Genomic DNA, 15,356 nt, shown 5'->3' with positions numbered 1-15,356 from the left:
ACAAGCCGGTCCCGGGTCCATCCCCGCGTGCGCGGGGAGCAGGGCGCGAGCCTGCCGGACACTGCGGTGGAGCTGGGTCCATCCCCGCGTGCGCGGGGAGCAGGGGTGGGACGCGGTGGCGATCACCCCGATCCGGGGTCCATCCCCGCGTGCGCGGGGAGCAGCAGATCCTCGACCCGGTGTACTCCTCGCGGAAGGGTCCATCCCCGCGTGCGCGGGGAGCAGAGGAACTGAGCTGGGAGTTTATGGGCGCGTGAGGTGATGGATTGCCACTTTCAGGAATTCGGTCATTTCACCTATAGCAGGCTAGAGCTGGCAGCGCCGGACGGGCAGCCCCCGCGCAGCGAGCAGAGGGGGGAACGGGTCCGACGCGGGGGTCACCTGGACGGCCGGGACGGCGGGGGTCGGGCTGCATGGGCCTCGAAGCCTGATGGTCGGCACGGCCTCCACGGGCACGTTGGAATGAACGCACCGTCCGCCCGCACTGAGCACGGTGGGGCCGAACCGGAACAACACCCTCGCGGACGGGGCGGCTTGACCTCTCGCCCAGTCAAGGCTTCGGGCACTTGATCTTTTTCGACACCTCTTCCATCACCGCCTCGGACAGTTTCCCGAAGTACTCGTGGGCTCGATCACCATCAATATTCTCCAGGTCAGCATTTGCCATCGACACGACGACCATGAATCGATCAGCCCCGCTCTTGCTACTGGGCTCACGCAAGCACCGCATCACCGAAGCCGCCCCTCGCGGCCACGTCGCCGTCTCATACTTTGCCTTATACATCTTCGATTCACTTACCGACCTCCTACGTGCCTGAAACAGCGGATCCGGATACCCCTTCTCACTGGAATACTCCCAGGAAGGTGTGAAAGATACCGCCGGCATTCCGTCCACCATATACTTGCAGGTTGGAGAGTCCGTTTTATACTCCTTCCAGCTACCGTGCAGTTGATGGTAGATCTTCTTCCCTGGGAGGAACATCTCCTCATAGAGAGCCTGCGGAACGTCAAGACCGCAGAGATTCTTCGGCACCGCGTACTCACGCTTCGGAGACTCCGAACAACCGGCGGCCAACGTGACACACGCCAGCACTACACCCGCAAACCCAACGCCCCGTCGACGGGAACCAGAACATGACATCATTTCCCCTACTCCGCAGGGTCCGGATTACCGCGACCCCGCGCCATATTGGACCCCGCACCGAATGAATCCCCTGCCTGCCCCCTTGCCCCCGACTCCATGGAATCCCTCACACTCCCCTTAACCCCTGCCTCCTCTGCCGCGTTCTTGACTACCATTTCCATATGGTCTCTCAATGCCTCCTCGGTTTCCGCGAAATCGTATCTGCCCTTGTCCTCGGCATATTGCGCGACCTGAGGAACGTCGTTCTTCATTCGTTCGGTGATGGAGTCGCTGAGGTCTTCCTGGAGCCAGGTGGCGGGTGCGGCGAAGATCTCGCCTGCTCGGTGGGCTCCGGAGGCGAACTCGATACCGGCGCCGACGAAACGGTTGACCCACTTGCTGTTCTCGTCGATCCGCGCGTTGTAGTCCTGGGCCTCACCAACCGCGTCCTCGTACATTCCCGCCGCCTTGGCCTCGCTGAGGATGCCGGAGACCTTGGCTCCGCTGCGCACCGCGTCGCTGATCTCGTCCCGGGCGTCGCTCTTGTCCGCGTCTGACGGCAGGTTGCCGATGGCTTCTCGGATGTTGTAGGCGGTGTAGGTCTCCTGGGAGGTGACGATGGAGGCGTAGGCGTCGGGGTCCCGGCCGGTGGCGTAGAGGAAGTTCGCCAGGTCACCGGGGCGGAAGTCGGCGCGGGTGCCCTTGGCCGGTGTGTCGTCGCCGTACATCGGGTGCTGCACGTCACCGGGGTAGTCGGAGATCATCTTGCCGAGGGTGGGGCGCAGGTTGACGAGATCGCCGTCCCCTCGGATGAGGTCGGGGTCCTTGCCGAAGATCCTGACCGTCTCCTCCATGACCGAGGCGTTGGCCGCCGAGTGGGAGGAGGGCCCCGCGCTCGCCTCGGTGTCGGGGAGACGGCCGGTGGCGGCGGCCTTGAGGGCGTCCTCGAACCCGGCGAAGGCGTCCTTGTCCCGTTCCGTGTTCACGGGTCCGGTGCGCGGTGTCCCACCCGCGACACCCGGGGAGGTGGAGCCGCCCTCGGACTCGCCGTTGACGACCTCCCAGCCGTCCTTCCGTTCCTTGATCAGGTAGGCGAGACGGTCGTTCCGCTCCGTCTTTCCGTCGGTGGGGTCGGGGTCGGACTTCGGGTCGAGGTATGTGGCGGCGGTGTCGGGGTCCTTGGCCATGACGCCAAGCACCCCGTCGTAGGGGTCGTTGGCGAACCAGCCGCCGTCCTTTCCGTGGAAGCCGCCGCGGAGGTTCCAGACTCCGGGTTCCCTCTCCTCGGCGGCGCGGATGTCGTCCGCGACGTCGTGCAGGAACTGCGGGGAGTAGCTGTCGCCCTGTCGCATCAGGGTGACGAGGGTCTGGTAGCCACGGGGGTTGGAGTTCTGCCCCGACTGCCAGGTCTCCTTCTGCACGGCGCTGGAGGTGTACGTCTCGACTCCGGCCTTGCGCATGTCGGCGCGCCAGTCCCGGTAGAAACTCCCGGCCGGGCTTTTCTCCCACTCGCGGTACTTCTCGGCGTAGCCGGAGGTACCGGGCTTGAGCACCTTTCCGTTGTCGTCCTTGAACTCCGGGACCTTTGTCGCGGTGGCCAGGGTGGTGGCCAGCCCCTGCTGGAAATCGCCGTACTGGGCGCGGTGGGGTCCGCTGCCGCGCGTCAGGTCGTTGAGCCGGTTGGCGGTCTCGATGGTGCCTTCCGGGCCGAGGGAGTTGAGCACGGCGCGGCTGAACTCCGGGTCCTTCTTGTTGGCTCCCAGGAGGAAGTCGAGTTCCTGTCGCTCCTTGCGGGAGAGGTCGTCGCCGTCACCGAGTCTGGTGAGGAGGTGTTTGGCCCGGGCGGAGTTGACGTGGCCCGCGTCGCCCTTGAGTCCGCCGTCGAACCCGCCCTCCGTGCCCCTGTCGTTGTCCCTCGCGCGGGCTGCGAGAGCGAGCCGGAGGTTGTGGTCGTCCTCCTGAACGGCCTTGACCTGCTTGGCGATCGCGTCGGTCCATTGTTCCTCGCCCTGTCGCCGGGCCATGGCGGCCTCGCGGCTGGCGGGCCGTTCGTTCTCCGGCAGCCGGTCCACGTCGAGGGTGCAGCGGCCACGGCTGTCCACGTTCATCCCGGCTTCCCTGGCTTCGCGCACGAGCCGCAACAGCCGCTTCCTGCCTTCGCTGAGCGTGCTGTGCGCCTCGGCCAGCAGCCGACTGACGGCCCGGGCCTCGCGTTTGGCCTCGCCGTACTCCTCCAGGGTCACGTCGCCCTGGGTGCGGTAGGCGAGTTCGGACTCGCCCTGCCACGTGTCGTTGACGGTGCGCCGTACATGCCGCCGGTAGTCCGCCTCCAGCTCGCCGAAGCGCTCCCCCATCCGCTTCCAGTCCTTCGACGCGTCCTTCAGGGGAGTCAGGTCGGTGTGGATGATGGCGTCGTAGTCGATGGCCACGTGGTCTCCGCCTTGTCGGATGGTCTCGTTCTTGCGGATGGTCTCGTCACACGCGTGTCGGGGAGCGTCGCCCGCATGTCGAACGCCACTCCGGTCAGCGGTCGTCCGTGCCGTGGGGCGCCGTGGGTCATCGGCCGGTTCCGGGGGTGTCGCCGCGCGCGTTGTCGATGAACTGGTCGATGGGGCTGCGGAGTCGGGGTGACGGGGTGGGGCCGGGGAACTGTCCACCGGTACGGTCCTCGTTGCTCTGGAAGAGCCGGTTGTTCTCGCCCAGCGCCCTGTGTTCCCGTTCGAGGCGCCGCTCCAGGCGGGTGAGGCTGCGCAGCCAGCGCTCCTGCCGGTGGGCCAGCCCGGCGGCCACCTCCCACTCCTTCAGCTCGGTCGGCATCCCGCCGGAGTCCCCGCCCGACCCGGCGCTTCTCCCGGCGTCGGTCAGGCGTCCCGCCTTGCGCGTCTCCGGGCCGAGGTGGTCCTCGACGTAGAAGGCGGCCTTCTGCTTGGCGGTTCGGGAGTGCTTGAGGGAGGCTCCGGGGCCCGAACCGCCGTGGAGTCCCCAGGCGTCCGGATCGCCGTTGATCCGCGTCCGGGTGGCGGGGGCGCTCTCGTCGGCGTCGTTCGCCGCGCCGGGGTGGGCCGTACCGTCCGGCGTGTGCGGCTTCTCGGACATCTGACCCCCGTCGTCGGTGTGCGTCCGTGCGTACGGGGCGCCGGACAGTGGCGCCCCGCGCCGGGACACTAACAACGCGTCAGACAGAGGACGTTGGCCTCGGGGGCGGGTATCGGCCACGTCGTGCCCGAGCCCCTGACGTAAGGGCGGGTGCGGGACGGGCGCTTGAGGGTTACGGGCGGGGCGTCCGAACGGCGCTCATGTGCCCGGCGGTTGGGCGGGAGCGCACGGACTTCGGCCAGTTGGCCCGACGAAGACCTCCACGACGCCCTTCCGTCGCGAACTCGCTCACCGCCCGTAGGCCAGGGTGTCCGAAACGGGGCTGGTGGAGTGGGGGTGGCCGGAACGCACTTGCACGCCAACAGGACCTGTGGCTACGGGCGTTCGCGGGAGAGGAACCTCGTGACGGGTCCGGGCGGGGGTGCCCGATGGCGCGGGGCGCCGGAAGGTTGGAGAGGGCAGAGCGCCAGAGTAGTTGGACGGCGGGGCGACCGGGCCTCGGGCTGGTGGGCGCGAGGAACGGGCCCGGCGCGGGGGACGGTTAGGGACCGACGCGGCCCCGGGCGCGGCCGGGTTATGGGTGGGTGGGCCAGGGTTGGACGGCTTCCAGGGTGAAGGCGGTCTCGATGAGGGTGCGTTCGTCGCCGTGTCGCGCGGAGAGCATGACGCCGATGGGGAGTCCGTCCTCGGTGGTGGCGGCGGGCAGCGCGATGGAGGGGGTACCGATGACGTTGTTGAGCGGGGTGAACGCGACGTAGGCGGTGAGGCGTTGGACGAGCGTGTCGTAGGGCACCGCCGGGCTGAGGTGGCCGAGCCGGGGGGTGGTGTGGGCGAGGACGGGCGAGAGGACGAGGTCGTGCTCGCGGAAGACGGTCACGTAGTCGGCGGTGGCGCGTCGCAGCCGGGAGAGGGCGCCGGGGGCGCTGCGCAGGCGGCGCCGGAAGCGGGTGCGGAGTCCCTGGCTGAGGCCGTCCATCCGGCGGGAGTCGAAGCCGCGTTCGTGGAGCAGTCGTCCGGTGGCCCCGGAGAGGAAGGAGAGCATCCCCCAGTAGGTGAGGAAGTCCTCCTCGAAGCGGCTGTCCAGGGGAATCTCGACGGGTTCGACGGTGTGCCCGGCGCCCTCCAGCGCCGTGGCGGTGGCGGTGACGGCGGCACGGGTGGCGTCGTCGGTGTGGGCCCCGGTGGGCGAGTCCAGCAGCAGCCCGATGGTGAGCCGCCGGTCGGAGGGGCCCTCTATGTGGCCGAGCGGGGGCAACTCCGGGTTGCGCCAGTGCCGTTCAGCGGCGGCGTGGAAGGCGGCGGTGTCCCGCACTGTGCGGCTGACGATCCCGTCGCTGATGAGGTCGATGGGCAGTTTGCTGCCCTGGTCGTTGGCGACCATGCGGCCCCGGGAGGTCTTGAGTCCGACGAGTCCGCAGCAGGCCGCGGGGATGCGGATGGAGCCACCGCCGTCGTTGGCGTGCGCGACCGGTACGGCGCCGGAGGCGACGAGCGCGGCGCTGCCGCCCGACGAACCGCCCGCGCTGTGCGCGGTGTTCCAGGGGTTGTGGACCGGTTCGGCGTGCTCGTACTCCGTGCTGGCGTTGAAGCCGAACTCGGGCAGCCGGGTCTTGCCGAGCACGGTGACACCGGTGCTCAGGAACTGCCGGGTGAAGGCGGCGTGCCGTTTGGCGGGGCGCGCGGTGAACGCGGCGCTGCCGTGGCCCGTGGGGGCGCCCCGGTAGTCGGTGTTGTCCTTGACGAAGCTGGGGACCGCCGCGAACACCCCCGCGCCGGACCGGGGTTGCCCGGCCGTGGTGGCCAGGGCTTCCTCGTACAGCGGGGTCTGGACGGCGTTGAGCCGCTGGTCGGCCACGCGGACGCGTTCGACGGCGGCCCGGGCCACCTCGGCGGGGTCGAGTTCGCCCTTCCGGAGCAGCGCCGCGAGGCCCACCGCGTCGTGCTCTCCGAGGATGTCGTCGCCGTAGACGTGCACGGTCTCGCTCACGGACCTCTCCCGCCATGATCGTCGCGAACACCTCAAGCTAGACGGCCATGGCGGCGTCGGCAAGGTGTAGCACGCAACGACGGCGGGGCCTCCCGTCGTCATGTGGTCGGATCCCTGCCGGTGGGGACGGTGGGGACGGTGGAGACGGCGGGGCGGAACGGTTCAGGGGCCGGGTGGTGCGGGTGGGGGCGGAGTGGGCAGGCGGAGGGCGAGCAGCGGGGCGCGCGGGGTGGCCCCGGGGGATCGCGCGGTGCGTCCGGGGGCGGGTCGGTCGCGGTGTGGGGGGCTGGTTTGTGGCGGGGGTCGCGGGAGGGGGTCAGCGGTGGCCAACCGGGCTCGTACGGGGGGTGGTTGGGGTCGCGTAGTGGGAGGGATGGAGGCGGCCGGTCACGGCCAGGAAGGTGACGAACGCGCCGGTGACGATCCAGCCGGGCCATCCGGCCAGCCCCATGTGCAGGGGGTCGAGTTCCGCGTCGGAGTCGGCGAACTCCTTGACCATGCCGACGCTCACGGAACTCACCACCGCGTGCGCGATGACGGCGGGGACCACCGAGTCGGAGCGCAGCCGCAGCCAGGTGAGGACCGGCAGGATGAGGAGGCAGCTGACCAGCATCGCGGGCACCGACACCCACCAGGGTCGGCCCGGGTACTGGCCGCCCATGAGCAGGGTGGGCAGGTGCCACAGGGCGAAGGCCGCCCCGGTCAGCACGTAGGCGCGGAGCACGCGGCGCCGGTCGCCGTTCCCCAGGAGGCGGGGGAAGAGGTAGCCCTGCCAGCCGAGTTCCTCGCCGAAGAACAGGGGGAGGGACAGCAGCATGCCCAGTACGGCTCCGGCCGCCCACGGGCCGAGCCCGTCCCAGCGCACGCCGGCGAAGGGGTAGCGGCCGGCGAGGGCGGCGAGGATGAGGGCGGCCGCGGTGAGGGCGGCGGGGACGGCGAAGGCCGTCAGGCAGGACCGGACGGCCCGGCCCCAGGGTTTCTCCCAGCGCAGGGCGAGGACGTCCCGTGCCCGGCCGCCGCGTTCGATCCAGCGGACGACGACGAGGGCCGCGAGGGCGGGGGCCAGCATCGCGACCGCGATACACGCCTCCTCCAGCGCGCCGGTGTCCTCGCGCGCGTCGCCGCGCTGGTAGCCGCTGAGCAGGAGCGGGGACATGGCCGCCCACATGCCGACGTAGGCGATGGCGAGATAGGCGATCACCCCACGTCGGCGGTGGGTGAGCGGTAAGGGGCCGGTCCAGGTCGTCATGCCAGGGACGCTATGGACCGGCGCGGAGGCCGGAAAACCGGCTAGGGCGTGCGTCGAGGGTGCGTCCAACCCCCCTTCCTCCGGGGGGACTTCCCCACCCGGTGCCGCCCGGTTCCGGAAGTGACCGCCGGTGGTGGGTACATGCGGTGCGGCCGTCCGGGTAGGGTCGCGCGATGCCCGAGCTGACGCTGCTGCGTGCCGACCACGCTCCCGCGGTCCTGGCCTTCGAGTTGGCGAACCGTGCCTACTTCGCCGCCTGGGTCCCGGACCGTGGCGACGCCTTCTTCGAGCGGTTCACCGACCGGTACGCCGCCCTGCTGGCCGAACAGGAGGCCGGAGCCTGCGCGTTCCACGTGCTCGTCGCCGGGGACGGTTCGGTGCTGGGCAGGTTCAACCTGGTCGACGTCGAGGAGGGCGCCGCTCATGTCGGCTACCGGGTCGCACGGCACGTCGCCGGACGGGGTGTGGCGAGCGCGGCCGTCCGGGAGCTGTGCGGTCTGGCGGTGACACGGTACGGGCTGCGCACCCTGTGGGCCGCCGCCGCACACGAGAACGTGGCGTCCGGAAAGGTGCTGACCCAGGCCGGGTTCGCCCCGGTCAGCCCCGCCGAACCGGCCGACCTCGGTGGGGCGTTGGGCACCTGGTACCGGCGTGACCTGGTGCGCCCCTGGTGAGGTCGCGCGTTGGCGGGCTGGTCCACCACCCGTGGGGGGCGTTTCGGGCCGTCCCGGGCCGGGGCGGGGGGGGGGGCGTCGCCCGCCCGTCCCGGGTCGGGGTCCGGACTACCGGGTGGGGTGAGGGTCCTCGTCGGGGTCCTCGTCGTCCTCCAGTTCGCCCTCGGTGTGCAGGAAGACCTCGCGCAGCGCGTCGAGTACCGCGGGGTCCGGCTTGGCCCACATACCGCGTGACTCGGCCTCCAGCAGTCGTTCCGCGATGCCGTGCAGCGCCCAGGGGTTGGCCTGTTGGAGGAAGGCGCGGTTCTCCGGGTCGAGGACGTAGGTGCCGGCGAGCCGGTCGTACATCCAGTCGGCCACCACGCCGGTGGTGGCGTCGTAGCCGAAGAGGTAGTCGACGGTGGCGGCGAGTTCGAAGGCGCCCTTGTAGCCGTGGCGCCGCATGGCCTCGATCCAGCGGGGGTTGACGACGCGGGCGCGGAAGACCCGGGAGGTCTCCTCGACCAGGCTGCGGGTGCGAACGGTCTCGGGCCGGGTGGAGTCCCCGACGTACGCCTCGGGGGCGGTGCCGCGCAGCGCGCGGACGGCCGCGACCATGCCGCCGTGGTACTGGAAGTAGTCGTCGGAGTCGGCGATGTCGTGTTCGCGGGTGTCGGTGTTCTTCGCGGCGACGGCGACGCGGCGGTAGGCGGACTCCATCTCGGCGCGGGCGGGGCGTCCGTCGAGTTCGCGGCCGTAGGCGTAGCCGCCCCAGACGGTGTACACCTCCGCGAGGTCGGCGTCGGTGCGCCAGTCGCGGCTGTCGATGAGCTGGAGCAGCCCGGCTCCGTAGGTACCGGGGCGGGAGCCGAACACCCGTGTGGTGGCGCGGCGTTCGTCGCCGTGTTCGGCGAGGTCGGCCTGGACGTGGGCGCGGACGTGGTTGTGTTCGGCGGGTTCGTCGAGTCCGGCGGCGAGCCGCACCGCGTCGTCCAGCAGGGCGACGGTGTGGGGGAAGGCGTCGCGGAAGAAGCCGCTGATGCGCAGGGTGACGTCGACGCGGGGGCGGCCGAGTTCGTCGAGCGGGACCGGCTCCAGTCCGGTGACGCGGCGGGAGGCGTCGTCCCACACGGGCCGGACGCCGAGGAGGGCGAGCGCTTCGGCCACGTCGTCGCCGGAGGTGCGCATGGCGCTGGTGCCCCAGAGGGAGAGGCCGACGGAGGCGGGCCAGTCGCCGTTGTCGGCGCGGTAGCGCTCCAGCAGGGAGGTGGCGAGGGCCTGTCCGGTGTCCCAGGCGAGGCGGCTGGGGACGGCCTTGGGGTCGACGGAGTAGAAGTTCCGCCCGGTCGGGAGGGTGTTGACGAGGCCGCGCAGCGGGGAGCCGGACGGCCCGGCGGGCACGAAGCCGCCGTTGAGCGCGTGCACCGCGTGGTCCAGTTCGGTGGTGGTGGCGGCCAGCCGGGGCACGACCTCGCGGGCGGCGAAGTCCAGTACCTGGCCGACCTGTTCGCGCTGTTCCCCGGGGAGTTCGCGGATGACCCCGGGCACGGCCGCCGGGTCCCATCCGGTCTCCTCCAGCGCCTCGACGAGGGCGCGGGCGCGCTCCTCGGCGGCGTCGGCCCCGGCGCGGGCGGCGGCGGACTCGTCGAGGCCGAGCGCCTCGCGCAGGCCCGGGAGCGCGCTGCGGCCGCCCCAGATCTGCCGGGCCCGCAGGATGGCCAGCACCAGGTTGACGCGTTCGGGCCCCTCGGGGGCGGCGCCGAGTACGTGCAGTCCGTCGCGGATCTGCGCGTCCTTGACCTCGCAGAGCCAGCCGTCGACGTGCAGCAGGAAGTCGTCGAAGCCGTCGTCGTCGGGCCGTTCCTCCAGGCCGAGGTCGTGGTCGAGGCGGGCGGCGCGGATCAGCGTCCAGATCTGGGCGCGGATCGCGGGCAGTTTCGCCGGGTCCATGGAGGAGATCGCCGCGTACTCGTCGAGCAGTTGCTCCAGCCGGGCGATGTCTCCGTAGGAGTCGGCGCGGGCCATGGGCGGGACGAGGTGGTCGACGAGGGTGGCGTGGGCGCGGCGTTTGGCCTGGGTGCCCTCGCCCGGGTCGTTGACCAGGAACGGGTAGACCAGCGGGAGGTCGCCGAGCGCGGCGTCCGGCGCGCAGGCCGCGGAGAGTCCGGCGTTCTTGCCGGGCAGCCACTCCAGGTTGCCGTGCTTCCCGAGGTGGATCATGGCGTCGGCGCCGAAGCCGCCGTCCGCGCGGTCGGCGGCGATCCAGCGGTAGGCGGCCAGGTAGTGGTGGGAGGGCGGCAGGTCCGGGTCGTGGTAGATCGCGATCGGGTTCTCACCGAAGCCGCGGGGCGGCTGGATGAGGATCAGCAGGTTGCCGTGGCGCAGCGCGGCGAGGACGATCTCGCCGGCCGGGTCGCGGGAGCGGTCGACGAACAGTTCGCCGGGCGGCGGTCCCCAGTGAGCCTCGACGGACTCCCGTAGCTGTGCGGGGAGTTGGGCGTACCAGCGGCGGTAGTCGGCGGCGGGCACGCGGACGGGGTTGCGGGCCAGCTGCTCCTCGGTCAGCCAGTCCTGGTCGTGGCCGCCCGCGTCGATCAGCGCGCGGATCAGTTCGTCGCCGTCGCCGGTGGCGAGGCCGGGCACCGGGTGGGTGTCCTCGTCGCCCAGGTCGTAGCCCTCGGCGCGGAGGCGGCGCAGCAGCGCGACGGCGCTGGCCGGGGTGTCGAGCCCGACGGCGTTGCCGATCCTGGAGTGCTTGGTGGGGTAGGCGGAGAGGACCAGCGCGAGCCGCTTCGCGGCGCGTGGCCCGTGGCGCAGGCGGGCGTGCCGTACCGCGATCCCGGCGACGCGGGCGGCGCGTTCGGGGTCGGCGGCGTAGCGGGGCAGGCCGTCCGCGTCCAGCTCCTTGAAGGAGAAGGGGACGGTGATCAGCCGCCCGTCGAACTCGGGTACCGCGACCTGGCTGGCGGCGTCGAGCGGGGAGACGCCCTCGTCGTTGTCCTCCCAGTCGGCGCGGGAGCTGGTCAGGCAGAGCGCCTGGAGGATCGGCACGTCGAGCGCGGCGAGCGCGCCCGCGTCCCACGCCTCGTCGTCGCCTCCGGCGGACGCCTCGGCGGGGCGGCTGCCGCCCGCCGCCAGCACGGTGGTGACGATCGCGTCGGCCTGGCGGAGCGTTTCCAGCAGCCCGTCCTCCGGGGTGCGGAGCGAGGCGACGTACAGCGGCAGGGGCCGTCCACCGGCGGTCTCGACGGCGTCGCACAGGGCGTGCACGAACGCGGTGTTGCCGCTCATGTGGTGGGCTCGGTAATAGAGCACCGCGACGGTGGGCGGGGTGGGGCGCTCCGGTTCGTCTCCCGTCGCGGCGGGGGTGGCCGGGCGCGGGGTAGCGCGCTCCAGCGGGCCCCAGGAGGGCGCGGGAGCCGGGGGGTCGAAGCCGTGGCCGGTGAGCAGCACGGTGTCGGAGAGGAACCGGGCGAGCTGGGCGAGGTTCTCGGCGCCGCCGTGCGCGAGGTAGGCGTGGGCCTCGGCGGCCAGGCCGACGGGGACGGTGGACGCCTCCATCAGCTGGGCGTCCGGGCTCTGTTCACCGGTGAGGAAGATCACCGGGCGGTGCTGGGCGCGGAGCGCGTCCACGCCGTCCTGCCAGGCGCGGAGTCCGCCGAGCAGCCGGACGACGACGAGGTCGGCGCCGTCGAGCAGGGCGGGGAGCGCGTCCAGGGGAAGCCGTGCGGGGTTCGCGAAACGGTACGGAACCGGGCCGTCCGCGGCACGCGCGCTCAGCAGGTCGGTGTCGGACGTGGACAGCAGCAGGAGCATGCGCGTATGGCCTTCCTCGGGGTCCGCGCCCCGGGCGGTGACGAGGACGGCGGGAGTTCCTGGCTCACCCGGCTCACACCGGGCTCACAGTGGCGGGACCGCGCCGGATTCACACCGGGCTTCCTCCCATGACGCCGTCTCTGGCGGTGATGGACCACGCGACGCGATCCACCGCGGACCATAGTACGGGCAGCTCACCGGACCGGATACGGGACCGGCCGCCGGGGATGGACCGGCGGCTGGAACGGGCGGGCGCTGGGCGGGCGACGGCTCGACGGGCGGTGGCTCGGCTGGCGGCTTCCGGGCGGGGCGCCGGGTGGGTTTCGGGTTGGGGGCTGGGCGGGTGGTGGGGGTTCGGTGGGCCGGTTCCCGGGGTCGTCGCGGGGGTGGTTCGGGGGTGGTTCGGGGTTCGCCGGGGTGGTCGCGGGGGTGGGTTTCGGGTGCGGGAAACCCGTCGTGGACTGGCCGGAAACCGTCGTCGGTGGGCCGGGACGACGAGCGCCGCCGGGGCGGCGAATCGCCCCGGTACACCCGTTTTTCCGGGTGGGCCGCCACCGGTGTGACGTGGCCGCCCGAGCGCGCGTCGGTATGCTCGCCGCCATGCCACAGCTCCCCTCCCGCTCACCGAGACGCGTCGATTCGCGTGTTCGCGACCGGGATGACGCCTGCCCGGGCGCCCTCCGGGTCCACCGGGCGGACGACGGGTTCCTGGCCCGGATCCGGCTCCCCGGCGGCCTGTTGACCGCCACCGCCGCCCGGACGCTCGCCGGACTGGCCGAGCGACACGGGGACGGCCACCTCGATCTCACCTCACGGGGGAACATACAGCTCAGAGGGTTGAGTCCGGGCGTGGAAGGGGAGTTGGCCGCCGGGTTGACGACGGCCGGACTACTGCCGTCACCCCGGCACGAGCGGGTGCGCAACATCGTCGCCTCCCCGCTGAGCGGACTGGACGGCCGGGGCGCGGCACCGGTGTCGCACTGGGCGGCGGAGCTCGACCAACTACTGTGCGCCAGCGAATGGACGGTACGGCTTTCCGGGCGCTTCCTGTTCGCCCTCGACGACGGACGCGGTGACGTCGCGGCGCTCGGCGCGGACATCACGCTCACCGCGCTCCCCGGGGCCGCCGCCCTGCTCCACGCGGGCGCCGAGCGCCCCGGGGTGCGGGTGGCGGCTGGGGCCGCGCCCCGTGCCGCGCTGCTGGCCGCCGAGGCGTTCCACGCCGCGGCCGAACGCGCCGCCGCCGCCCGGGAGACATGCACTCCCCCGGCCACCGGCGGTCCCACCACCGGTCGAGACGGGGAACCCGCCCCCGCTCCGCGCTTCTGGCGGGTGCGGGAACTGCCGCCCGAGCACGCGCTGTCGGCGGAACGGCTCGCCGCGACGCTCCGCTCGGCGGGGGTTCCGCCCCCTCCGGGCACCCCGGACCACCACGCTCCACATACCGACGGCACAGCTGGATTCGGCCACCCACCGGGCTGGCCGCCCGGAACTCCCCCGCCCCTGGGCGTGGTACCGGGACCGGACGGGCGGCACACCCTCTCGGTCACCGCGCCGTTCGGCCGGTTCCCCGCCGCGCGGTGGCGGGCGCTGGCCGCGCTGGCCGAGCGGCACGGGCGCGACGCGCTCCGGGTGACGCCGTGGCGGGGGGTGCTGGTGCCCGGCGTGCCGGAGGCGAGGGCCGAACGGCTCCTCGCGGCGCTCGGCGCGGAGGGGCTGGTGGTCGGCGCGGAGTCCGCCTGGGCCGGGGTCGGCGCCTGCGCCGGGCGCCCCGGCTGCGGCAGGGCGCTGCGTGACGTGCGGGCGGCGGCCTCCGCGACCCGTGGCGGCGGCCCCCATCCGCTGCCGGTGTACTGGTCCGGCTGCGCGCGGCGCTGCGGGCGCCCGAAGGGCGCGGGCGTCGAGGTGGTGGCCGACGAGGACGGCTACACCGTCTCCGTCCGGCGACCGGATCCGGACGGGGCCGGAGGGCGGGAGCCGGTCCCGTCCGGATCCGGGGAGGCGATCTCCCATACGCGCGAGGCGAGTTGGCCGAATCCCGGAGGAGGGTCCGGACATCCCGGAGGAGGGTCCGGAGGGGAGTCCCCGGACGGGGCGACGGGCCCGGCGTGGTCCCTTCGGGTGCCGGACACCGGCCGCGCCCCCGGGGCGGTGAGGGACGCCCTGCGGCGGGCGGTCGGCGCGGCACGCCGCGCCGAACAGCCGCCCGCCGAACAGTCGTGCGCTGAGCGGTCGTTGACGCCCCCGCCGACGGGTTCCGAAGTACCGGCCGCCGAGGCCACGACGGGCGGAACGGCCGGGGGGACCGGAGTGTCGGCGGCCACCGGACTGACGGCGGCGGTTCTCCCGGCGGCCCGTCCCCGGACGGCTGACCCAACGGCCGCCGGGGGTGGGCCGGTTGACGCGGCGTCCCGCGAACTGCCGGGCGCGGAGAGGCCGGTGGTCGGAGGGCGGCCCCCGTCCCGGCGGGCACCGGCGGACGCCGGGACGGCCGCCACACGCGGCCGGGCCGGGCCGGACGGGCCCGTCGGCGCGGTCAGCCCCGCCGGTCCTGCCGGGCCGAACAACCGTGCTGACGGGGGCGGTTCGGGCCGTCCGGGGGTGCGGACGCGCGACGGGACCGCGCGGGCCGACCCGGGGACCGGGACGGCGACGGCGCGCCGGGGGGACGCCCGGGACGGCGAACGGCGGGCCGGGACCCCTCCCGGTCCCGGCGACGAGACGACGAGACAGCGCGACGGCGAGAGGGACGGCAGCACGGTGTTCGAGTACGAGAGGGACGGCGCGGAGATCTACCGCCAGTCCTTTGCCACGATCCGCGCCGAGTCCGACCTCGCGGGACTGCCCGCGGACGTCGGTCAGGTGGCGGTGCGGATGATCCACGCCTGCGGCATGGTCGACCTGGTGCGGGACCTCGGATACACCCCGGACGTGGTGGCCCGCGCCCGGGCCGCGCTGCGCGCGGGCGCGCCGGTGCTGTGCGACGCCACCATGGTGGCCAGCGGCGTCACCCGGCGCCGACTGCCCGCCGACAACGAGGTGTTGTGCACGCTGGGCGATCCGGCGGTGCCCGGGCTCGCGGAGCGGCTCGGCACCACCCGGAGCGCCGCCGCGCTGGAACTCTGGCGCGACCGGCTGGAGGGCGCGGTGGTCGCCGTCGGCAACGCGCCGACCGCGCTGTTCCGGCTGCTGGAGATGGTGCGGGACGGCGCCCCGCGCCCGGCGGCCGTGATCGGCGTCCCGGTGGGGTTCATCGGGGCGGCCGAGTCCAAGGACGCGCTGGCGGCGGACCCGTCCGCACTCGATTACCTGATCGTGCGCGGGCGGCGCGGTGGCAGCGCCCTCGCCGCCGCCGCGATCAACGCGATAGCGAGCGAGGCAGAGTGAGCGAGCAGCAGACCCACCACACCCCGGACACCGGCCCCTCGGAGG

Annotated in this window: 8 protein-coding genes, 1 pseudogene, 1 CRISPR repeat array and 1 riboswitch (1 of these 11 running past the window's edge); of the genes and pseudogenes, 3 read left to right on the top strand and 6 right to left on the bottom strand. The window is 72.9% G+C overall.

The features are described from left to right. A CRISPR array of direct repeats spans positions 1-225; the repeat unit is 29 nt; unit sequence GGGTCCATCCCCGCGTGCGCGGGGAGCAG; it reaches 1,395 nt to the left of the window's first position. Between the two features lie 325 nt (positions 226-550). From E0L36_RS04350 to E0L36_RS04330, 5 genes are all read right to left on the bottom strand, one after another. Beyond that, positions 551-1,033, bottom strand: a complete 483-nt coding sequence (locus tag E0L36_RS04350) for a hypothetical protein (protein ID WP_180927496.1) — start codon at positions 1,031-1,033, stop codon at positions 551-553. 116 nt (positions 1,034-1,149) lie between these two features. Further along, positions 1,150-3,552, bottom strand: a complete 2,403-nt coding sequence (locus E0L36_RS04345) for a DUF6571 family protein (protein ID WP_180927495.1) — start codon at positions 3,550-3,552, stop codon at positions 1,150-1,152. 127 nt (positions 3,553-3,679) lie between these two features. Beyond that, positions 3,680-4,219: a hypothetical protein gene (locus tag E0L36_RS04340; RefSeq protein WP_180927494.1), complete on the bottom strand. Its 540-nt coding sequence runs from the start codon at positions 4,217-4,219 to the stop codon at positions 3,680-3,682. Between the two features lie 574 nt (positions 4,220-4,793). After that, positions 4,794-6,206, bottom strand: a complete 1,413-nt coding sequence (locus tag E0L36_RS04335) for an amidase (RefSeq protein WP_308416625.1) — start codon at positions 6,204-6,206, stop codon at positions 4,794-4,796. A 316-nt stretch (positions 6,207-6,522) separates the two neighbouring features. Next, positions 6,523-7,455, bottom strand: a complete 933-nt coding sequence (locus tag E0L36_RS04330) for a CPBP family intramembrane glutamic endopeptidase (RefSeq protein ID WP_219636095.1) — start codon at positions 7,453-7,455, stop codon at positions 6,523-6,525. Positions 7,456-7,628: 173 nt separating this feature from the next. On the opposite strand from E0L36_RS04330, the gene E0L36_RS04325 reads away from it, so the two are divergent. Then, positions 7,629-8,129, top strand: coding sequence for a GNAT family N-acetyltransferase (locus E0L36_RS04325; protein ID WP_180927492.1), 501 nt, complete (start codon positions 7,629-7,631; stop codon positions 8,127-8,129). 108 nt (positions 8,130-8,237) lie between these two features. Here E0L36_RS04325 and cobN read toward each other — a convergent pair whose 3' ends face one another. Next, positions 8,238-11,924 carry a cobaltochelatase subunit CobN gene (gene cobN / locus E0L36_RS04320; protein ID WP_180927491.1) on the bottom strand — a complete coding sequence of 1,229 codons (3,687 nt, stop codon included), beginning with the start codon at positions 11,922-11,924 and terminating at the stop codon, positions 8,238-8,240. Between the two features lie 30 nt (positions 11,925-11,954). Further along, positions 11,955-12,078: riboswitch (cobalamin riboswitch) on the bottom strand. A 434-nt stretch (positions 12,079-12,512) separates the two neighbouring features. On the opposite strand from cobN, the pseudogene E0L36_RS04315 reads away from it, so the two are divergent. Next, positions 12,513-13,793: pseudogene (locus E0L36_RS04315) on the top strand (cobalamin biosynthesis protein CobG); the annotation flags it as partial. 891 nt (positions 13,794-14,684) lie between these two features. Beyond that, complete coding sequence (locus E0L36_RS04310; RefSeq protein WP_180928594.1) at positions 14,685-15,311, top strand: precorrin-8X methylmutase; 627 nt, start codon at positions 14,685-14,687, stop codon at positions 15,309-15,311. The last annotated feature ends 45 nt before the right edge of the window (positions 15,312-15,356 follow it).

This window comes from Streptomyces sp. AJS327, assembly GCF_013450295.1.
Taxonomy (GTDB): domain Bacteria; phylum Actinomycetota; class Actinomycetes; order Streptomycetales; family Streptomycetaceae; genus Streptomyces.
The sequence above is the reverse complement of the archived record's forward strand: the minus strand, read 5'-3'. Positions and strand labels throughout refer to the sequence as shown.

What these genes read in the sequence shown, in the direction of transcription:
- E0L36_RS04340 (WP_180927494.1), bottom strand. Translation starts at nt 4,219, where the DNA reads ATGTCCGAGAAGCCGCACACGCCGGACGGTACGGCCCACCCCGGCGCG.
- E0L36_RS04330 (WP_219636095.1), bottom strand. Translation starts at nt 7,455, where the DNA reads ATGACGACCTGGACCGGCCCCTTACCGCTCACCCACCGCCGACGTGGG.
- E0L36_RS04325 (WP_180927492.1), top strand. Translation starts at nt 7,629, where the DNA reads ATGCCCGAGCTGACGCTGCTGCGTGCCGACCACGCTCCCGCGGTCCTG.
- cobN (WP_180927491.1), bottom strand. Translation starts at nt 11,924, where the DNA reads ATGCTCCTGCTGCTGTCCACGTCCGACACCGACCTGCTGAGCGCGCGT.